Source organism: Streptomyces niveiscabiei (genome assembly GCF_001419795.1).
Taxonomy (GTDB): domain Bacteria; phylum Actinomycetota; class Actinomycetes; order Streptomycetales; family Streptomycetaceae; genus Streptomyces; species Streptomyces niveiscabiei.
In genome coordinates this window covers 1-18,425 of sequence record NZ_LIRL01000267.1, presented here as the reverse complement: position 1 = coordinate 18,425, position 18,425 = coordinate 1, and the positions used below count along the sequence as shown (strand labels likewise).

The following is an 18,425-nucleotide window of genomic DNA, read 5'->3' as shown; positions in this document are numbered from 1 at the left end:
AGCTGACGGATGCGGGTGCGGTTTTTGGCCGGGGCTTCCCCGGAGGGTGCCGCACCCGCTTCCGTCAGCTGGAGGCGAGGCTCAGCGCTTGGCGCCCTTCGGGGGCAGGAGGCGGGTCGCCACCCAGTCCTTGCCCGCGTTGACGCTCTTGGACTGCGACAGTCCGGCCGTCTGCGCGGCGTCGTTGATGTCGCTGGGCTCGATGTAGCCGTCCCGTCCGGTCTTCGGGGTGAGGAGCAGGATCGTCCCGGCCTCCTCCAGGTACCCGATGGCGTCGACGAGCGCGTCCGTGAGGTCGCCGTCCTCGTCACGGAACCAGAGGACGACGGCATCGGCCACGTCGTCGTAGTCCTCGTCCACCAATTCGGCGCCGGTGGCTTCCTCGATGGCCTCGCGGAGCTCCTGGTCTACGTCCTCGTCGTAGCCGATCTCCTGGACCACCTGGGCGGGCTGGAAACCCAGCCGTACGGCCAGGCTCGTCTCCGCGTGGTCCGCGGTCGCGCTCACGGTCTGCCTCCTGATCATGTTCTTTCGATGACAACTCGGCCACGCGTACGCGCGTGGTGTTGGCCGTAGTCCACACGGGCGGGGCGGATCGCGCAAGTACCCGGCGGTTCGGACCGCCTAAACGGTGACGATCCGGGCCGTGTCGCCGCAACTCCCGTCAAGGTTTCCATGGCAAAGGTGACACACACCACACCTTTCTGCCCTGTTTGCGCGTTTGGAAATCGCGTACCCGCAGAAGGTGACGTTTGACGCCCCGAGGTACACGATGGGGAACGGTGCAGCAGGCATCCCGAAACGTGCGGCTCCCGGGGTCTTCACGGCCCCTCGGCAGCCCTTCGACAGGTAAGGAACAGCGTGGCTTCCGGATCCGATCGCAATCCGATCATCATTGGCGGCCTTCCGAGTCAGGTTCCTGACTTCGACCCCGAGGAAACACGGGAGTGGCTCGACTCCCTCGACGCCGCCATCGACGAGCGGGGCCGCGAACGCGCCCGCTACCTGATGCTCAGGCTCATCGAGCGGGCCCGCGAGAAGCGCGTCGCCGTCCCCGAGATGCGCAGCACGGACTACGTCAACACGATCCCCACCAAGAGCGAGCCGTTCTTCCCGGGCAACGAGGAGATCGAGCGCCGTATCCTCAACGCGACCCGCTGGAACGCCGCGGTGATGGTCTCCCGCGCCCAGCGCCCCGGCATCGGCGTCGGCGGCCACATCGCGACGTTCGCGTCCTCCGCGTCCCTGTACGACGTCGGCTTCAACCACTTCTTCCGCGGCAAGGACGAGGGCGACGGCGGCGACCAGGTCTTCTTCCAGGGCCACGCCTCCCCCGGCATCTACGCCCGCGCGTTCCTCCTCGACCGCCTCTCCGAGCAGCACCTCGACGCGTTCCGCCAGGAGAAGTCCCGCGCCCCGTACGGCCTTTCCTCGTACCCGCACCCGCGCCTGATGCCGGACTTCTGGGAGTTCCCGACCGTCTCGATGGGGCTCGGCCCGATCGGCGCGATCTACCAGGCCCGCATGAACCGCTACATGCACGCCCGCGAGATCGCCGACACCTCGAAGTCCCACGTCTGGGCGTTCCTCGGCGACGGCGAGATGGACGAGCCGGAGTCGCTGGGCCAGTTGACGATCGCCGCCCGCGAGGGCCTCGACAACCTGACCTTCGTCGTCAACTGCAACCTCCAGCGCCTCGACGGACCCGTACGCGGCAACGGCAAGGTGATCCAGGAGCTGGAGTCCGTCTTCCGGGGCGCCGGCTGGAACGTCATCAAGCTGATCTGGGACCGCAGTTGGGACCCGCTGCTCGCGCAGGACCGCGACGGCATCCTCGTCAACCGGATGAACACGACGCCGGACGGCCAGTATCAGACGTACGCCACCGAGTCGGGCGCCTACATCCGCGACCACTTCTTCGGCGACGACCAGCGGCTGCGCGCGATGGTCGAGGGCATGTCCGACGACCAGATCCTGCACCTCGGGCGCGGCGGGCACGACCACAAGAAGATCTACGCCGCGTTCAAGGCGGCCGTCGAGCACAAGGGGCAGCCGACGGTCATCCTGGCGAAGACGGTCAAGGGCTGGACGCTCGGCCCCAACTTCGAGGGCCGCAACGCGACCCACCAGATGAAGAAGCTGACGGTCGCCGACCTCAAGGGCTTCCGCGACCGCCTCCATCTCCCCATCTCCGACCAGCAGTTGGAGTCCGGCCTGCCGCCGTACTACCACCCGGGGCGGGACTCGGAGGAGATCCAGTACATGCACGACCGGCGCAAGTCGCTGGGCGGGTACGTCCCGACGCGCGTCGTGCGCGCCAAGCCGCTCGCGCTGCCGGACGACAAGGCGTACGCGACCGTGAAGAAGGGCACCGGCCAGCAGTCCATCGCCACCACCATGGCGTTCGTCCGGCTGCTCAAGGACCTCATGCGGGACAAGGAGTTGGGCCGCCGCTTCGTGCTGATCGCGCCCGACGAGTACCGCACGTTCGGCATGGACTCCTTCTTCCCGAGCGCGAAGATCTACAACCCGCTGGGCCAGCAGTACGAGTCCGTCGACCGTGAACTCCTGCTCGCCTACAAGGAGTCGCCGACCGGCCAGATGCTGCACGACGGCATCTCCGAGGCGGGCTGCACCGCGTCCCTGATCGCGGCGGGCTCGGCGTACGCGACACACGGCGAACCGCTCATCCCGGTCTACGTCTTCTACTCCATGTTCGGATTCCAGCGCACCGGCGACCAGTTCTGGCAGATGTCGGACCAACTCGCCCGCGGATTCGTCCTCGGCGCGACCGCCGGGCGGACGACCCTGACCGGCGAGGGCCTCCAACACGCCGACGGCCACTCCCAGTTGCTCGCCTCGACCAACCCCGGGTGTGTCGCCTACGACCCCGCGTACGGCTACGAGATCGCCCACATCGTCCAGGACGGGCTCCGCCGTATGTACGGCCCCGACAGCGAGGACGTCTTCTACTACCTCACCGTCTACAACGAGCCCCTCCAGCACCCGGCGGAACCCTCCGACGTCGACGTCGACGGCATCCTCAAGGGCATCCACAAGGTGAGCGCGGGCACCACGGGCTCCTCCCCCGCCCAGATCCTCGCCTCCGGCGTCGCCGTCCCCTGGGCCCTCGAAGCGCAGCAGATCCTCGCCGACGAATGGGACGTCCGCGCCGACGTCTGGTCGGCCACCTCCTGGAACGAACTCCGCCGCGAGGCCGTCGACGTCGAACGCCGCAACCTCCTCCACCCCGAGGAGGACGCCCGCGTCCCCTACATCACCCGCAAACTCTCCGCCTCCGAAGGCCCCTTCATCGCCGTCTCCGACTGGATGCGCTCGGTCCCCGACCAGATCTCCCGCTGGATCCCCGGCACCTACCAGTCCCTCGGCGCGGACGGCTTCGGCTTCGCCGACACCCGCGGCGCCGCCCGCCGCTTCTTCCACATCGACGCCCAGTCCATCGTGCTGGCCGTCCTCACGGAACTGGCGAAGGAGGGGAAGGTGGACCGGTCGGCACTGAAGCAGGCGATCGAGCGGTACCAGCTCCTGGACGTGGCTGCGGCTGATCCCGGTGCGGCGGGGGGCGACGCGTAGAACTGAGCGGACACGCGGAACTCACCGGCCCCATAACGTGCCGGTGAGTTCCACGGCCATCTGGTGCCGGTGAGCCATGCGGGTACCGGTGAGCCATGAGGTGCCGTCCGCCGGAGAACGGTGTCAGCCGTCAACCCCTACATCCACCCGTTCCCCGACGCCCCGGCCAGCCACAGCACGGCCAGCAGCGTGTCCAGCCCGCCGAGAATCACCGCGACCAGCGGCGCCACAGCCCTGGACACCCACTTCCGCCCCATCGCCAGCCACCCGCACACCATGGCGACCGGCCCCAGCACAATCCCGAGCACGAAGAACCCGGCGACCGCGCACACCACCCCCACGATCCCGAGCGTCACACGATCCGGCCCACTCCGTGACCCCATCCGGCCACGCGAACGGGGGTACTTACGCGCCCCGTGCCCAAACCCCGACATGGTCAACTCCCTTGTCTGTGGGGTTGCTTCACTGGGACGGGTACCCGCCAGGGCCGGTTCATTCCTCAGCGCGACGCATCCGGCCGATGGCGGCGCGTCAGCACCATCGCGCACAACTCGGGCGCCCCTTCGAACGGAACGGTTTCCCCCACCGTCCGGTAGCCCCACTTCTCGTACAAGGCGCGCACCTTGTGGTGTGCCTTGTGCACCAGCAGAGTGATCCGCTCCTCCCGCCGGTCACCCAGCGGTTCCCGGTGGAAGGGGCGGGGTGACTGTCCCCCACCAGGCCGTGCCTTCGCCCAGCGGTGCTCCGTACGCGTAGCCGACGGGCTCGCCACGGTCGTAGCCGACAACGCAGGCGAAGCCCTCACGACTCAACCAGCTGTCGACGAACCCCGCGAACACATGCCCGTAGCGGACGAGGCGGAGACCGGGTGACGGCAACTGCTCATCCCTGCCGCCGGGCTCCCTCCGGCCACACGACGTCCACCGGCACCCCCGCTTCCCGTGCCTCCAACACGGTGTCTGCCGTCCCGCCCCCCTTCCCGCTCGGCGGCGCCCCGTCCCAGACGGCGACGATCCGGTCGGCACGCTGGATGAGAACGGTGTTGGCGGCCTCGTACGCGTGACGGTCGGCGGTCTCGTACGGCAGCACCAGAACCTCGTCGGCGGCTTCGAGGAGCCGGTCGAAGAGCGCCGCGTGATCGGGCTTGACCTTGGTCGCGCGGTAGTCCCGGGAGGGCACGACAACGATGAGGCGCCCGCCGAGGGCGAGGACGGCCTCGGCGAACAGGGAGTCGGCCCCCTTGGCGATGCACGAGACTCCGACCAGGCCACCGCTCTCGGCGTAGCCCTTGAGTACCCCGTCCAGCGCTTGCCGCACGAACGGCACGCTCGCCTCAGTCAGATCCATGTGCCCGGTCACCGCGATCGTGGTCATGCCTCTCCCTCAACTCGCCAGAACTTCACGGATTCTCGCCCGCGCCTCGCCCACCGCGTGTGACGCCGAACGCCCCACCGTGTACGGGTACAGCTTGCCGAGATGGTCGCGTACGCGGTCCGACCGGGTCCGGTGAGCGGCGTCGACGGCCTGGTGGGTGTGTTCGACCGCCGCTGCCACGTCCCCCGTCAGGAAATGGCACTCGGCCAGTCCGATCAGGTCGAGTGCATGGCTACGGCCTGCTCCGGGTCCACGCCTCGCCAACGCTCCCCTGATGTGCTCGGCGGCGGTTTCCGCGTGCTGCCTGGGATCGTCCCGGGCCATGTCCAGCAGACGGCCCCCGGTGACACCGGACAACTCGGCGTCGTCGAAGTACGCGATCCAGTAAGGCTCTTCGACCGGATCCGCGTCGGCAAGCGCCTCGGTGGCCTCTCCGGTCGCCCGGCGGAACGCCGATACGCGACCCATCGCCGCGTACGCCCATGCCTCACGCGTATGGAGCATGGCTCGTACTCGCGGCCCTGCTGTCCCGCTCGCACCCTTCTGCGCGAAGTGCACGAGTTCCAGGGCGTCTTGCGGGCGGTCCCGGCACAACATCTGCCGGGCCATGCCTGCCAGTACGTTCGCGCCGAACGCGGTGTCACCGGCTGCATGCGCAGCGCGCAGCGCCAACAGGTAGTAGTTCTGGGCGAGTTTCTGGAGACCGGAGTCCCACGTCATGGTCGCGGCGGTGCCACTCAGGTGCGCCATCACCTGGAAGAGGCTCCGTTCGATGTCCGGAGCCTGGTGCTCCTCCAGGTGGCCTGCCACCTCGTTGAGCTGTCCGATGACGGCCTTACGGCGCAGGCCGCCACCGAATCGGTGGTCCCAGGATCTGAATGCCCGTGCTGTTGCCGCAAGTTCACTCACCTCCCCTTGTCCGATACGACCTCGGCGACGCCCGGAGGCAGTCGCCGACGCGGACCGTGGGCTGAGCCAGCCCTCCAGCGAATCGAGAAGAGACGCTCCGGACAGCGTGGTGCCGGCCAGAGCGCCAATGGCGGCGCGGCGGTCCATGACGAGATCGCTCCTGGTCATATCGGCGGCCAGACGCAGGGTCGCTTCAGGACGCCACAGAACGTCATCGGACGACTGCGCGGCCGGGGGTGTCGGAGGGTCTGGCGTATCGGGCTGCTTCTCCCAGGGGCGGTCGGCAAGTCCGACCATGCGTCCGGGGATTCGCAGTCCGTCAGCGATCCGGCAGATCACGTCGAAACTGGTGACCTGCTGCTGCCCGCTGATGATCGTGGAGACCTTTCCCGGGGTGAGCCCGCAGGCTGCCGCGATGCGGTTCTGGGACAGGCCGCCCCACTTCTTGACGAGCGAGAAGACCGCAGCGAAATCGTGTTCCTGCAAGGCTCGCTTCAGGTCCTCTCGTTCGAGGATCTCAGGGGTCAGCGGGCCGGGGGTAGTGGTGTCCATGGGGCCAACTTCCGCAGGGAGCCTATGCGCTTCGTCGTGCCGTTCTGAACCGGAAACGAGTGTATTACCGCCTCGGTAACCCCTACCGGTCATACCTGAGAGGTCTTCACCGCGACGATCCTCGACTCGTCAGCACAGAACTCAGCGGCCTGGCAGGGCTCCTGAGCGATCGACGCCGTGAAGGAGTGTCAGCAGTTGGATTGCACAACCCCCTCCGAGTCCGACGACCGTCCGCCGGAGCCGCGCATGACGGTGCACGTGTTCACCGTCGACCGGTACGGCCACGTCACCCGCGACCTGGGCATCCGTACGGTGTCGGTCGAGCTGAACACCCCGCCTGAGCCGCTTCCCCTGAAGTTCCCGGCGTGCGCGTGCCCGCGTCACCGGACGGCCGTCACCGGCAAGGGAGTTGCCCAGCCGCCGACGGTCCACGCGGTACGCGCCGAGGCCGGCTGGTTCCTGGACCAGGCGTCCCTGCCTCGCCACCAGACGGTGGCCGGGTTCGGCCGGGACTTCGCCGCCTGCATCGCCGAGTTGATCCCACGGGTCGAGCGGGCCGCCCGGGAACAGGGCCGGGCGGCGACCATCGCGGCCCTCGTCGCCGACGCCCGGCACCAGCTCGGCGTCTGCCCGCAGCCCGGTCTGGTCGGCGAGGTGGCGAGGGTCAAGGGATTGGCGCGGTGCGTCGTGGCCTTGGGCGAGCACTACGACGTACTCGTCCAGGAGGCACGCACGTGAACAGGCGCCTGCTGACCGTCGCTTACCTGACGGTTCTGCTGACGCTGCTGGTGGCCCTGGCGTGGGGAATCGCCGACGCCGGGGGTACGTCGTGACTCCCGTCGTGCGCGGCACCGAGGTAGGGCCACGTCATACTCATCGATCCTCAACCAACCGGCAAAGAGGCACGAAGATGGCTCATCGCACTGCGACGCCCTGGGGACTCACCCGGATGAAGCCGTTCCCGCAGGAACCACGGCTTCCCGAACCGACGATCGTGCTCGACGCGGCGACGCAGACCGGTCGATACGTCGATGCGCACGGAATCCTGGCGCCTTTGCTGGACAGGCACAAGAAGTCCGGCACGAACACGGAGACCAAGCCCAAGACGAGCCTGGACGGCAATACGGATGAAGGAAGCGACCAGCAATCGGACACCGACTGATGTCTGAAGCGGAGGACGAGCCGGTGGTTCTGGTCGTCACCAAAGCGGACGACGTGACCGCCGATCTCGTCATCGAGGAACTGAACAGCCGCGGAACCGCCGTCGTGCGCCTCGATCCCGGAGATTTCCCCACCACCGTCACCATGAACGCCTGCCTGGGAAGTGAGGGGTATTCGGGCAGCCTGCGTACCGCGACCCGCACCGTAGAGCTGAGCCGCGTTCGGTCGGTGTACTGGCGGCGCCCCAGCCCCTACGCCGCTCCCTGCGGTCTGCCCGAGCAAGAGGCGCGTTGGTGCGCGGACCAGGCTCGCTACGGACTCGGCGGCCTCCTGGGAGCACTCTCGGAAGCTCACTACGTGAACCATCCCTGGCGCAACCGCGACGCCGAGCACAAACCCGCACAGCTGGTCACGGCCGGCCGGAGTGGGCTGGCGGTTCCCCCGACTCTGCTCACCAACGACACCGAACAGGCACGCCGGTTCGCGCGGAAACACGGCCCCGTCGTGTACAAACCCGTCCGGAACACCGACTTTCGCAGCAAGGATCGCCAGGCCCTGACCGTATGGGTCGAGGAGGTGAAACCGTCGAGTATCGATTCCGGCGTGGAGCAGACCACGCATCTGTTCCAGCGGCGCGTGAACAAAATCGCCGACGTCCGGCTGACCGCTGTGGGCGATCACCTGTTCGGCGTGCGTATCGACGGAGCACCGGGCCTGGACTGGCGTCGCGAATACGACGCGCTCTCCTATTCTCTCGTCGGGATTCCCTCCGATGTTTCCCAAGGCGTGCGAGCCTATCTGGACGCTTTCGGGCTGGTATTCGGAGCCTTCGACTTCGGAATCGACATGGACGGCCGGTACTGGTTCTACGAATGCAATCCGAATGGCCAATGGGCATGGTTCCCCGAGGAGATCACCGCCCAGTTCACCGCCGCTATCGCGGATCAGCTCCAGCATCCGGGACGAACGACATGACCTCCGATTCCAGCGCACTCCGCCGCGCCCTCGCCGACAGGCTCTACGACGACGGAGCCTTGACCGACCCCGCGTGGCGCGCGGCCGTCGAGGCGATTCCCCGGGAACTCTTCGTCGACACCGCGCTCTTCCGGCCGGTCGGAGCCACGTGGGAGCCTCTGCACCGAGCCAGGACGACGGAGGACGAATGGCTGCGTCTCGTCTGCTCCGACACCACCTGGGTGACTCAGGTGGACGGCATCGACGCAGCCGACACCACTGTGGCGCGGTCCGGGAACCCCACATCGTCATCGACTCTTCCCTCCCTGGTGATCCGCACCCTTGAGGCGGCCGACATCGAAGACGGCGACCGAGTCCTGGAGATCGGTACCGGAACCGGCTACTCCACGGCCGTCCTGTGCCACCGGCTGGGCGAGGAGAACGTCACCTCTGTCGAGTACGACCCCACACTGGCCGCCCACGCGGCCGAACACCTGCGCCGTGCCGGGTACGCCCCCACCCTGGTCACCGGTGACGGCCTGCAAGGGCACCAGGAAGGCGCCGGATACGACGCTGTCGTAGCGACGTGCGCCGTCCGGTCCATCCCCCGCCCGTGGCTGTGGCAACTGCGGGACGGCGGATCCATCACCACGACACTCAGCGGCTGGATGCTCGCCTCGGGCCTGATCCGCCTCACCCTGGACGACGAAGGGACGGCCACCGGCCGTTTCGAGCGGGACCACGTCTCCTACATGCTCGCCCGCCCCCACGAACGACCGCCTCGCCCCATGTTCCACCGGCTCTCCGGCGACGTCCGCACCACCCGAGCCGATCCAGGCGTCCTCCAGGACTGGACAGGACTGTTCGTCGCGCAACTGGCCGCCCCGTCCGCCGAGTTCTGGACTGCGGGCGCCAGCGGTGACGTCGTCCTGTCGGACGTGGCCACGGGGTCTCAGGCGTGGACCGACTCCGCGTCCGCAGAGGTACACCAGCACGGACCACTGCGCCTGTGGGACCAGGTCGAGGACGCCCTCAGGACCTGGCAGGCAGCGGGAGCACCCGATCAGACGGCGTTCGGCATGACGGTCACCGACGAGATCCAGACCGTCTGGCTCGGCGCTCCGGACGGACCGAGCTGGCTGCTCCCCGTCTGAGAGCCCTACAGCTCCGCCAGCAGTTCCGCCTTCTTCACCGAGAACTCCTCGTCCGTCACCAGCCCCGCCTGATGCAGCTCCCCCAGGTGCCGGATGCGTTCGGCGACGTCCGCCGGGTCCCGCCTGGCGGGCGCCGCCATCACGGCCGCCGGCCCCTTCTGGCCCCGTACGGCCGCCAGGACGGCCGCCGCGAACGGCAGCGACTCGTGGACCGGCCCGTACCCGAGCCCGAAGACGACCGCCGCCGGGTCCTGGTCGGGCTGCACGGCCGACGGCTCGCCCCGCAGCAGCCGCAGATGCCCCTCGAAGACCTCGGGCGAGCGCCACTCGACGCCGGTGAGGTCGGAGATCGCGAAGGACTGGTCGCCGGCCTTCCACTTCGCGGAGGACGCGCCGGTCCAGAACCAGCGGAAGCGGACGGTACGGCCGTCGAAGGACGCCTTGGCGTCGTACGCCTTGAAGGAGAGCGGCACCTCGGGCGCGTCCACGAGGAACCGTTCCGCCGGGCCCGAGTGCGTCAGCAGCCCCCGTACCTCCTCGGCGTAGTACTCCGCGAGGGCGTCCCGCTCGGCGGGCAGGACGAGCCGGTAGGGGTGGGAGCCCTCCTTGAGCTGGTCCTCGGCCGCCGCGAGCAGCGGATCGGCGCCTTCGCGCAGGTCGAGCCCGAGGACGACGGTCCCGCGCCTGCCCGGGGACAGGGACACGCTCTCGACCGCCGCGAGCGGGATACGCCGTTCGCCGAGCGCCGAGAACAGCTTCGGCGCCCGCATCCCCCGTTCGTAGCGGATGAGCACGGAGTCGGACCCGAACTCCCAGGCGGCATGCGAACCGGCCAGTACATCACCCATGCGGCTCATCGTATGCGGGACCCGCATCTTCGTCCCCTCCCTGCGCACACCGCAGTTCCTGCTGTTTCTACGCGCGTCCGGCCGTGGTAGTGGCGGACAAATCCGCCCGGCAGGCCGCGTCATCGTCGGCGCAGACCACCGATCGGTACGCGCCAGTCCCGATCTCGGCGAAGTTGCGCAGCGAGTCGGTGCCGGGCTCGAAGTACCCGGCGTGCCCGCGCGCCTTCTTCGCGGCCAGCCGCCGCGCCCCGAACCCCGCCGAGACGGGGTCCTCGCCGTGCCCGAACCCGCCGAGCTCCAGGTACGGCACGTCCTGGATCCAGTCGTCGGCGTCCCGCATCGCCCATACGCGCGCGGAGGTGTGCAGGTGGGACGCCTTCTCGACGCGCATCCCGGGGCTCCCGGCGACGGCTATGTCGGCGACCCGCGCGGGCAGCGCGTGCGCCGCGACGCCGCAGACGACGGAGCCGTAGCTGTGGCAGAACAGCGAGACCGGCGCCTTCCCGGGCAGCGCGCGCACCAGCGCGTTCAGGCGTACGGCGCCGTCCTCGGCGCGCCGCGCGGTCGCCGACTCGATGCCGAGCCCGGCGGGGGCGGTGTAGTCGGCCCACGCGATGACGGCCGTGGCGGTACGGGGGCCGGCGGCGCGCTCCGCGGCGTACAGGGCCTGCGCCATGCCGACGGGGGCCCGGTACTTGCTGACCGTCCGCTCGAAGGTCAGCAGGTCGGTGTCCACGCCGGGGACGACGACGGAGACCCGCGCGGCGCTCGTCAGGTCGCCGAACACCTCGGCGGCCCGGCCGCTGCCCTCGGGGTCGAAGGCGAGGATCTGCCGCCCGCCCGCGGACATCGCCTCGAAGCGGTGCATACGGCGGCCCGCCTCGCGCTGTCCGTCGGAGGTGAGCCGGGGGTCGTGCATGCGGGCGCGCTCGACGGCGGCGGCCTGGCCGAGCGCGATGCGGTTGGCGCGGTAGCGCAGCTTGACCGGGGCGCCGTTCATGTTGCCGACGGCCAGCGGGTAGGTGTGCGCGAGGGCGTTGCGCTCGGGAGCGGTGAGCGCGGCGAAGAAGCGGGCCAGTCGCGTGGGCGCCTGGTCGGGGTCCGGGAGGCTGCGGCCGTCGAGGAAGCCGTGCCGCCAGGCGGCGACGGAGGCTTCGAGGGCGCTGTCGGAACGCTGGGGGCGCAGAGCGGTCCAGCCGGTCGTCGACAGCATCACGAAGACCACGGCCAGCGCGAGCAGTGCGCGCCAGACGCCGATCTGGGGAGAGGGGTCGAAGGAAGTCACTGGGAGGACACACTAGGAGAACGGAAGGGTCTCGGGGGTCCCGAGTGACAGGGATCACGTTTTGGTGACTGACCGTGTGGGAAACGGTTCGGACAGCCAACTCGGGCCCGCCGTCAGCCCTTTCGCCAGGCGCCTATCAGCTCCGGACCCACCTGATCGAGGTACAGCCCGGTCCGCTCCCGCATCGCCGCGAGGTCCGTCTCCTTCTCCCCGGCCCAGCCGCGCTCCGCGACCCGGATCACCCCGCTGAACAGCGCGACGACCAGACGCGGCCGGGGGTCGGTGGCGAGGCTGGTCCCCTCGCGCTCCGCGATGATCCCCGCGATGTGCTCCTCCAGCTCCGCCGAGCGCCGCAGATGCGCGGCGAGCAGGGCGGGCGTCTCCTCGATCGTGCGGTAGCCGTGCGTGTACAGCTCCATCGGTACGACGCGTTCGATCGCCTCGTCCATCGTGCCGAGGCTCTCCTTGAGGGCCTCGCGCATCGCCTCGAAGGGGTGCTCGTGGGGCGGGCGCTCCACCAGGCACGCCACGAAGTGCTCCTCCGCGAGGCTCGGGACGAAGAGGGCGACCTCCTCCTTGCTCGCGAAGTAGCGGAAGAAGGTCCGCTGCGAGACCTCGACGGCGTCCACGATCTCGTCGACGGTCGTGCGTTCGAAACCCTGGGTCGTGAAGAGCGTGAGCGCGGCTCTGACCAGGGCGTCTCTCGTGTGTTGCTTCTTGCGTTCGCGCAGGGTTCTCATGCGTGTCAGTCACCAGCTTGTGAATTGGTTCGTCAATTGTCAGTGGCTGTCACTAGCGTAGAAGGCATGACTAGTCAGACCACCCTTGAAGCGGCGGGCCACGGGGACGGGGCGCCATCGGCCCCGGCGGGCTCGCCGCCCGGCGCGGGGCTGCGCGGGCATCCCTGGTTCACGCTGATCACCGTCGCGGTCGGGGTCATGATGGTCGCCCTGGACGGCACCATCGTGGCCATCGCCAACCCGGCCATCCAGAAGGACCTCGGCGCGACGTTCGCGCAGGTCCAGTGGATCACGAACGGCTACTTCCTCGCCCTCGCGGTCTCCCTCATCACCGCGGGCAAGCTCGGCGACCGCTTCGGGCACCGCCAGACCTTCCTGATAGGCGTGGCCGGATTCGCGCTCGCCTCCGGCGCGATCGGCCTCTCCTCCAGCGTCTCGGCCGTCGTCGTCTTCCGTGTCCTGCAAGGGCTGTTCGGCGCGCTGCTGATGCCGGCCGCGCTCGGGCTGCTGCGGGCCACCTTCCCCGCCGAGAAGCTCAACATGGCCATCGGCATCTGGGGCATGGTCATCGGGGCGTCCACCGCGGGCGGGCCGATCCTCGGCGGGGTGCTCGTCGAGCACGTCAGCTGGCAGTCGGTGTTCTTCATCAACGTGCCGGTCGGGGTCATCGCTGTGGTGCTCGGCGTGACCATTCTCCTCGACCACCGCGCCGACAACGCGCCCCGGTCCTTCGACCTGCCCGGCATCGCGCTGCTCTCCGGCGCCATGTTCTGCCTGGTCTGGGCCCTCATCAAGGCGCCCGAGTGGGGCTGGGGCGGCGGGCTGACCTGGACGTTCGTCGCGGTCGCCGTCGTCGGGTTCGGGGCCTTCGCGTACTGGGAGACCAAGGTCAAGGAGCCGCTGATCCCGCTCGGGCTCTTCCGTTCCGTACCGCTCTCGGCCGGCGTGGTCCTGATGGTCCTCATGGCCATCGCCTTCATGGGCGGCCTCTTCTTCGTGACGTTCTACCTCCAGAACGTCCACGGTCTCAGTCCCATCGACGCCGGGCTCCATCTCCTCCCGCTCACCGGGATGATGATCGTCGGCTCCCCGCTCGCCGGTGTGATGATCACTCACTTCGGGCCCCGGATCCCCCTCGCCGGCGGCATGGCCTGCACCGCCATCGCCATGTACGGCGTCTCCACCCTCGACACCGGCACCGGCAGCCTCGCCATGTCCATCTGGTTCGCCCTCCTCGGCCTCGGCCTCGCGCCGGTCATGGTCGGCGCGACCGAAGTCATCGTCGGCAACGCGCCCATGGAGCTGTCCGGCGTCGCCGGCGGCCTCCAGCAGGCCGCGATGCAGATCGGCGGCAGCCTCGGTACGGCCGTCCTCGGCGCGGTCATGGCCTCCAAGGTCGACAGCGCACTGCCCGGCAACTGGAAGGCGGCCGGCCTTCCCGACCTGACCCCCACCCAGCTCGACCAGACCGCCGAGGCCGTTCAGGTCGGCGCGGCTCCCGTGGCTCCGGGCACCCCCGACGCGGTCGCCGCGAAGATCGCCGACGTCGCCCACGACACGTTCATCTCCGGGATGAGCCTCGCGTCCCTGGTCGCCGCCGGGGTGGCCGTGTTCGCCGTGCTGGTGGCGTTGCTGACGAAGCGGGGGGAGAACGCGGAGGCGGCGGGGGGTGGGGTGCACATCTGACGGACGCCGGATGTGTGGTGTCACCTGACACCTCGTCAACTCCCTCCCCGTCAACGAAACTGACGCAACGTCAACGAAGTTCCCCAATCAGGGTGACTTTGCTAAAGGTTCCTCGCGCACGGTTCGCGGCGCGCGTCACAGTGGGTCATGCCCAGGGCTGCGGCGCGCTGCCGGAGGGGGATAGCGCGCCGCAGCCCTGGGGGTACGCGTGTCTCAGAGGGCGGTACGTGACTTGATGTCTGTATTGCCCTGTCGGTTGGGGTAGGCAGGCTGCTCGGGGGGCCGCCAGGCGGCTATGGCCGCGGCTGGGCGAACAATCCCTGCTCGGTCTCGACCAGGATGCCGCGCTCGGTCAGCCGCTTGAGTTTCAGGCGGGTGTTGTTGATGTTGTTGGGCGCGATCTCCATGCCCATCGCCTCGCAGATTTGCCGTGCCCGCAGCGGGGTGTCGGCCGCGGCGAACTGACGGATATCGGCGAAGGACTCCCTTACGGAAGGCGGACCTGGTGGATGGGCCGCCGCCGGAAAACCGTCACAGGCGTCAGCTGTGGCCGAAGGCCGCCGCGGTGGCCACGCACGAGAGCGATGTGCTCGCCGAGGTCACCGAACGCAGGCTGCTGACCAGGAACCTGCGGACCGTCAACGCCCCGACGGACCCGACGGTCCTCGAGCCGGTGATCGCCGGTGTGACCACGGGCTCAAGGGGGCGGGCGCAGTGTCGCCGGTCGGCGCCTGTCCATGGGTGAGTGGGGCTGCCGCATGGACAGGCGTGACCGTGGGCCTCAAGCCGCTTCGAGGAAGGGGTAGTCGGTGTAGCCCTCGGCGCCCGGCCCGTAGAACAGTTCCGGCCGCGGCTCGTTCTCCGGGTGGCCACCCTGCCAGCGCTCGACCAGGTCGGGGTTGGCGATGAGGGCCCGGCCCACGACCACGGCGTCGGCGTGGCCGGCCTCGATCTGCTGGAGCGCCCGCTCGCGGGTGGTCTGCCCCCCGCCGAGGGGGCCGTTGTTGACGATCAGCTTGCCGTCGAAGCGCCGCCGCAGCTCCTGTACCAGGTCGCCGCCCGGCTCGGTGTGCAGTACGGAGAGGTAGGCCAGGCCCAGCGGGCGCAGTTGGTCGAGCAGGGTGCCGTAGGTGGCCAGGACGTCGTCCCGGTCGGTCTCGAAGACGTCCCCGAAGTCGATCTCCGGCGAGATCCGCAGCCCGACCCGCTCGGCACCGACGGCCTGGGCGATGGCCGTTGCGACCTCGACGACGAAGCGGGCGCGGTTGTGCGGCGAGCCGCCGTATTCATCGGTGCGCTGGTTGGCCGCCGGGGAGAGGAACTCGTGGAGCAGGTAGCCGTTGGCGCCGTGGATCTCCACGCCGTCCGCTCCCGCCTCGATGGCCCGGCGGGCCGCGGTGACGAAGTCCTCCAGGGCTGCACGGATCTCTGCGGTGGTCATCGCTTCCGGTACGGGGTAGGGCTGCTCGCCCTTCTCGGTGAACGTCTCGCCGGTCCTGGCGATCGCGCTGGGGGCGAGGATGCGGCGGCCGCCGTTGATGTCGGGGTGGGTTTGGCGGCCGGCGTGCATGATCTGCAGGACGATGCGGCCGCCCTCGGCGTGCACCGCCTCGAACACCCGCTGCCAGCCGGCCGCCTGCTCGTCGGTGGCGATGCCCGGCCCACCGACAAACCCCTGCGACGCGTGGTCGGGGTAGGTGCCCTCGGCGATGATCATTCCGACGCTCGCCCGCTGCCGGTAGTACTCGACCATCAGATCCCCGGGGATGCCGGAGGAACCGGCCCGGACCCGGGTCAGCGGTGCCATGACGATGCGGTTGGCGAGCTCGATCTTCCCGAGAGAGACGGGGGAGAAAAGTGACGGAACGGATGAAACTTCTGAAGCGTTGACAGTCATGGGTTTCTTTCTGCAATAGGGAGGGAAACGGGATGAAGGTCTGCGACGCAGGGGGTCTGCGCTGTCCCGGCAAAGGCGCGAATGCGGTCCTCGGGCAGGCGCGGGCCCGCTGACGGTGACGCGGTTCCAGGACCGCGATCGGGGTGTGGGTGGTGTGGGCGACGAATGCGGTGAGAGCCGCATGCCGTCAGCGTCGGTGTCGGTGTCGGTGTTGACGCCGGTTCAAGCGCAACTGCCCGCCGGAGTACGGGCGTTCGCTCCTTGCGCACGATCAGCAGCCGGCCAGGCGACGAAGTCAGGGGGGCCGCCGCCCGCCGGGACGCGCCAGTCCAGTGGGCGGGTGACGCCGGTGTTGAAGGTCGCACGAAGGCGGCCGACCACCTCCGCGGCCGTTTCGCTCCGGTACGTCCTCGGCTCGGTCGCCTGTGTTGTGGTCATGGGGTGTGCTCCGTTCTTGATGCACGCCGCGCCGTCAAAGGCGTTGGGGGCATGCCGTGGTACCGGTGATGGGCAACCCGGTGGATGACGGATGAAAGGTCGATCCGTGCCTTCACTGTAACCCATGTACGCGTTGATGCGAACATAGGGCAGGGGTTATTCTTTCCCCATGGCCAGTCGCACCTCGTCCCCCCTCGTTCACCCCGACACGGACGACCTCGACCTCTTCAAGATCATGAGCGCGCTGACCGACGAGACCCGGCTCACCATCGTCGTCACCCTCTCCGTCTCCCCTGGCCTGGCCTGCAGCGGCTTCACCCAGGACGTCACCGCGTCCGTACTCACCCGCCACTTCCGCGTCCTGCGCGAGGCCGGCCTCATCCGGCAGCACGACGTCGGCACCCGCCGCTTCAACACGCTGCGCAAGGAAGATCTGGACCAGCGGTTCCCCGGACTGCTCGACCTCGTCCTCAAGGAGAGCGTCGGCCTCGTGGAGCCCTACGTGAACGCCGAGAGCGCCTGACGCTCCGGCATCGCTCCGCGGCCGCGACGAACCGGACCCACCGCAGCCAGGCGTCCAGCTTGCGGCCGACTTCGATCACGTCGAACAACACCTCATGCGCCGAGCGGCAGTAACCGGTGCCCCAGCAAGGCGATACGGCACCGGCCCCGACGTACCCGCTTACGCGGAGGCGGCTTCCGCGCGGTGAGCGCCGACCTGCGCCACGCCGGCACGCTCCTCGGAGTGTTCAGCGACACACGCCTGGTCACACGGGGCATCCTCACCGAACCCGAGCCCGGCCTGTTCGCTCAGCCCTGCCCCTGACCGTCCACTCGCCCCGCCGACCAGGGCTCCTAACCCAGGCCCAACCCCGAAACGGACATCAGCTCACATCCGGCACTCTCAGAGGGCATGAGACCTGATGCCCGATTCTTCGTTTCGTGCGGGACAAGCGGGCAGGTCGTGGCGACATCGGTCGGCTACGGCCGAGGCTGGGTGAACAAGCCTGGCTCGGTCTCGGCCAGGATCCCGCGGCCGGCCAGCCGCTTGAGCTTGAGGCGGACGTTGTTGATGTTGTTGGGCGCGACCGCCAGGTCCATCGCCTCGCACACCTGCCGCGCACGCAGCGGATGGTCGGCGGCGGTGAACACCGCCATGATCTGCTGGTAGGCCGGATGGTCCGGCAGTTTCGGTGTCGGCGGCGCGGGCGGTTGCGGGTCGGGCAGCCCCAGCAGTGTCTTGCGGGTGATCCGGACTTCTTCGGCGGCCCGGCCGAGTTCGTCGAGCTGTGTGGTCAGCTGCGTGATCTGTTCCCGCGTCGTCTCGGCCTGCGCGGTGATCTCGCGTTCCCGCTCCTCCAACCGTGCCAGCACGGCGCCGAGGGTCAGCTCCCCGCCGGTCATGCGGTGCGCCAGGCGGGCACGGTCGCCGCGGTCAGCCGGCGCAGTATCACCGCGGTCATCGCCCAGTACACCCGCGACTCCGAACTGCGGGGCAGGTGCTCGTAGTCGCGCACCAGCCTGCGGTGCAGCATCAAGATCCCATAGGCGCGTTCCACGACCCACCGCTTGGCCTGGGGAACGAACCCGCTCTGCGCGGGATTGCGCTCCACGACCTCCACCTCGATGCCTGCTTTCTCCCCGTGCGCGACGACGGCGTTCTTGAAGCCCTGGTCGACCAGGGCCTTTTGCGCGGTGTCGGTGTCGGCGGCGACCTTGTCCAGCAGCGCGATGCCGACGGCGTTCTCGTGCGCCGAGGCGGCCGCCACGACTACCGCGATCACCAGCCCCAGAACGTCAACGGCCAGGCCGCGCTTGCGGCCCTTATCTTGA

Annotated in this window: 18 protein-coding genes; 8 read left to right on the top strand and 10 right to left on the bottom strand. The window is 69.1% G+C overall.

Features of this window, described 5'->3' with window-relative positions; translation table 11 throughout:
- Window positions 1-81 precede the first annotated feature (81 nt).
- Window positions 82-507 (bottom strand): DUF3052 domain-containing protein, encoded by a 426-nt coding sequence (locus AOK24_RS14330; RefSeq protein ID WP_055720450.1) that lies wholly within the window; start codon window positions 505-507, stop codon window positions 82-84.
- 354 nt (window positions 508-861) lie between these two features.
- On the opposite strand from AOK24_RS14330, the gene aceE reads away from it, so the two are divergent.
- Entirely contained in the window at window positions 862-3,594 is a 2,733-nt protein-coding gene (gene aceE, locus AOK24_RS14325) for a pyruvate dehydrogenase (acetyl-transferring), homodimeric type (protein WP_055720449.1), read from the top strand.
- A gap of 137 nt (window positions 3,595-3,731) precedes the next feature.
- Here the strand turns inward: aceE and AOK24_RS14320 are convergent, their stop codons facing one another.
- The 3 genes from AOK24_RS14320 to AOK24_RS14310 form a co-directional block, all read right to left on the bottom strand.
- Window positions 3,732-4,028 carry a hypothetical protein gene (locus AOK24_RS14320; RefSeq protein WP_055720448.1) on the bottom strand — a complete coding sequence of 99 codons (297 nt, stop codon included), beginning with the start codon at window positions 4,026-4,028 and terminating at the stop codon, window positions 3,732-3,734.
- 448 nt (window positions 4,029-4,476) lie between these two features.
- The gene (locus AOK24_RS14315; protein WP_055720447.1) at window positions 4,477-4,968 is read right to left on the bottom strand and encodes a hypothetical protein; all 492 of its coding nucleotides are present in this window, start codon (window positions 4,966-4,968) and stop codon (window positions 4,477-4,479) included.
- 9 nt (window positions 4,969-4,977) lie between these two features.
- Entirely contained in the window at window positions 4,978-6,429 is a 1,452-nt protein-coding gene (locus AOK24_RS14310) for an NsdA family TPR-like regulatory protein (RefSeq protein WP_055720446.1), read from the bottom strand.
- 195 nt (window positions 6,430-6,624) lie between these two features.
- On the opposite strand from AOK24_RS14310, the gene AOK24_RS45875 reads away from it, so the two are divergent.
- From AOK24_RS45875 to tgmC, 4 genes are all read left to right on the top strand, one after another.
- A complete protein-coding gene (locus tag AOK24_RS45875; protein ID WP_206191199.1) occupies window positions 6,625-7,167 on the top strand; it encodes a DUF6415 family natural product biosynthesis protein in 543 nt (180 codons plus the stop codon).
- A 172-nt stretch (window positions 7,168-7,339) separates the two neighbouring features.
- Window positions 7,340-7,591, top strand: coding sequence for a putative ATP-grasp-modified RiPP (gene tgmA / locus AOK24_RS14300; RefSeq protein ID WP_055720444.1), 252 nt, complete (start codon window positions 7,340-7,342; stop codon window positions 7,589-7,591).
- Window positions 7,591-8,565: an ATP-grasp ribosomal peptide maturase gene (gene tgmB / locus AOK24_RS14295; RefSeq protein WP_055720443.1), complete on the top strand. Its 975-nt coding sequence runs from the start codon at window positions 7,591-7,593 to the stop codon at window positions 8,563-8,565. Before tgmA ends, tgmB begins: the two co-directional genes overlap by 1 nt.
- Window positions 8,562-9,698, top strand: coding sequence for an ATP-grasp peptide maturase system methyltransferase (gene tgmC / locus AOK24_RS14290; RefSeq protein WP_055720442.1), 1,137 nt, complete (start codon window positions 8,562-8,564; stop codon window positions 9,696-9,698). The genes tgmB and tgmC overlap by 4 nt, the downstream gene beginning before the upstream one ends.
- Window positions 9,699-9,703: 5 nt before the next feature.
- On the opposite strand, the gene AOK24_RS14285 is transcribed toward tgmC, so the two are convergent.
- The 3 genes from AOK24_RS14285 to AOK24_RS14275 form a co-directional block, all read right to left on the bottom strand.
- On the bottom strand, window positions 9,704-10,555 hold the full coding sequence (locus tag AOK24_RS14285; RefSeq protein ID WP_206191200.1) for a DUF4429 domain-containing protein: 852 nt from the start codon (window positions 10,553-10,555) through the stop codon (window positions 9,704-9,706).
- Between the two features lie 58 nt (window positions 10,556-10,613).
- Entirely contained in the window at window positions 10,614-11,831 is a 1,218-nt protein-coding gene (locus tag AOK24_RS14280; protein WP_055720441.1) for an alpha/beta hydrolase, read from the bottom strand.
- Between the two features lie 113 nt (window positions 11,832-11,944).
- On the bottom strand, window positions 11,945-12,571 hold the full coding sequence (locus tag AOK24_RS14275) for a TetR family transcriptional regulator (protein WP_055720440.1): 627 nt from the start codon (window positions 12,569-12,571) through the stop codon (window positions 11,945-11,947).
- Between the two features lie 66 nt (window positions 12,572-12,637).
- Here AOK24_RS14275 and AOK24_RS14270 point away from each other — a divergent pair, with 66 nt between their 5' ends.
- Both AOK24_RS14270 and AOK24_RS48500 read left to right on the top strand, forming a co-directional pair.
- Window positions 12,638-14,257: an MFS transporter gene (locus AOK24_RS14270; RefSeq protein WP_055720439.1), complete on the top strand. Its 1,620-nt coding sequence runs from the start codon at window positions 12,638-12,640 to the stop codon at window positions 14,255-14,257.
- A 565-nt stretch (window positions 14,258-14,822) separates the two neighbouring features.
- Entirely contained in the window at window positions 14,823-15,002 is a 180-nt protein-coding gene (locus AOK24_RS48500) for a hypothetical protein (RefSeq protein WP_133258245.1), read from the top strand.
- A gap of 36 nt (window positions 15,003-15,038) precedes the next feature.
- On the opposite strand, the gene AOK24_RS14265 is transcribed toward AOK24_RS48500, so the two are convergent.
- Window positions 15,039-16,154, bottom strand: coding sequence for an alkene reductase (locus AOK24_RS14265; RefSeq protein WP_055720438.1), 1,116 nt, complete (start codon window positions 16,152-16,154; stop codon window positions 15,039-15,041).
- Between the two features lie 607 nt (window positions 16,155-16,761).
- Between AOK24_RS14265 and AOK24_RS14260 the strand changes: the two genes are divergently transcribed.
- Window positions 16,762-17,115, top strand: coding sequence for an ArsR/SmtB family transcription factor (locus AOK24_RS14260; RefSeq protein ID WP_055720437.1), 354 nt, complete (start codon window positions 16,762-16,764; stop codon window positions 17,113-17,115).
- 458 nt (window positions 17,116-17,573) lie between these two features.
- Here AOK24_RS14260 and AOK24_RS14255 read toward each other — a convergent pair whose 3' ends face one another.
- Both AOK24_RS14255 and AOK24_RS14250 read right to left on the bottom strand, forming a co-directional pair.
- Window positions 17,574-17,996 (bottom strand): hypothetical protein, encoded by a 423-nt coding sequence (locus tag AOK24_RS14255; protein ID WP_009342681.1) that lies wholly within the window; start codon window positions 17,994-17,996, stop codon window positions 17,574-17,576.
- The coding region (locus AOK24_RS14250) for an IS5/IS1182 family transposase (RefSeq protein WP_055720436.1) at window positions 17,993-18,425 on the bottom strand (433 nt) is incomplete at its 5' end. The genes AOK24_RS14255 and AOK24_RS14250, both read right to left, overlap by 4 nt.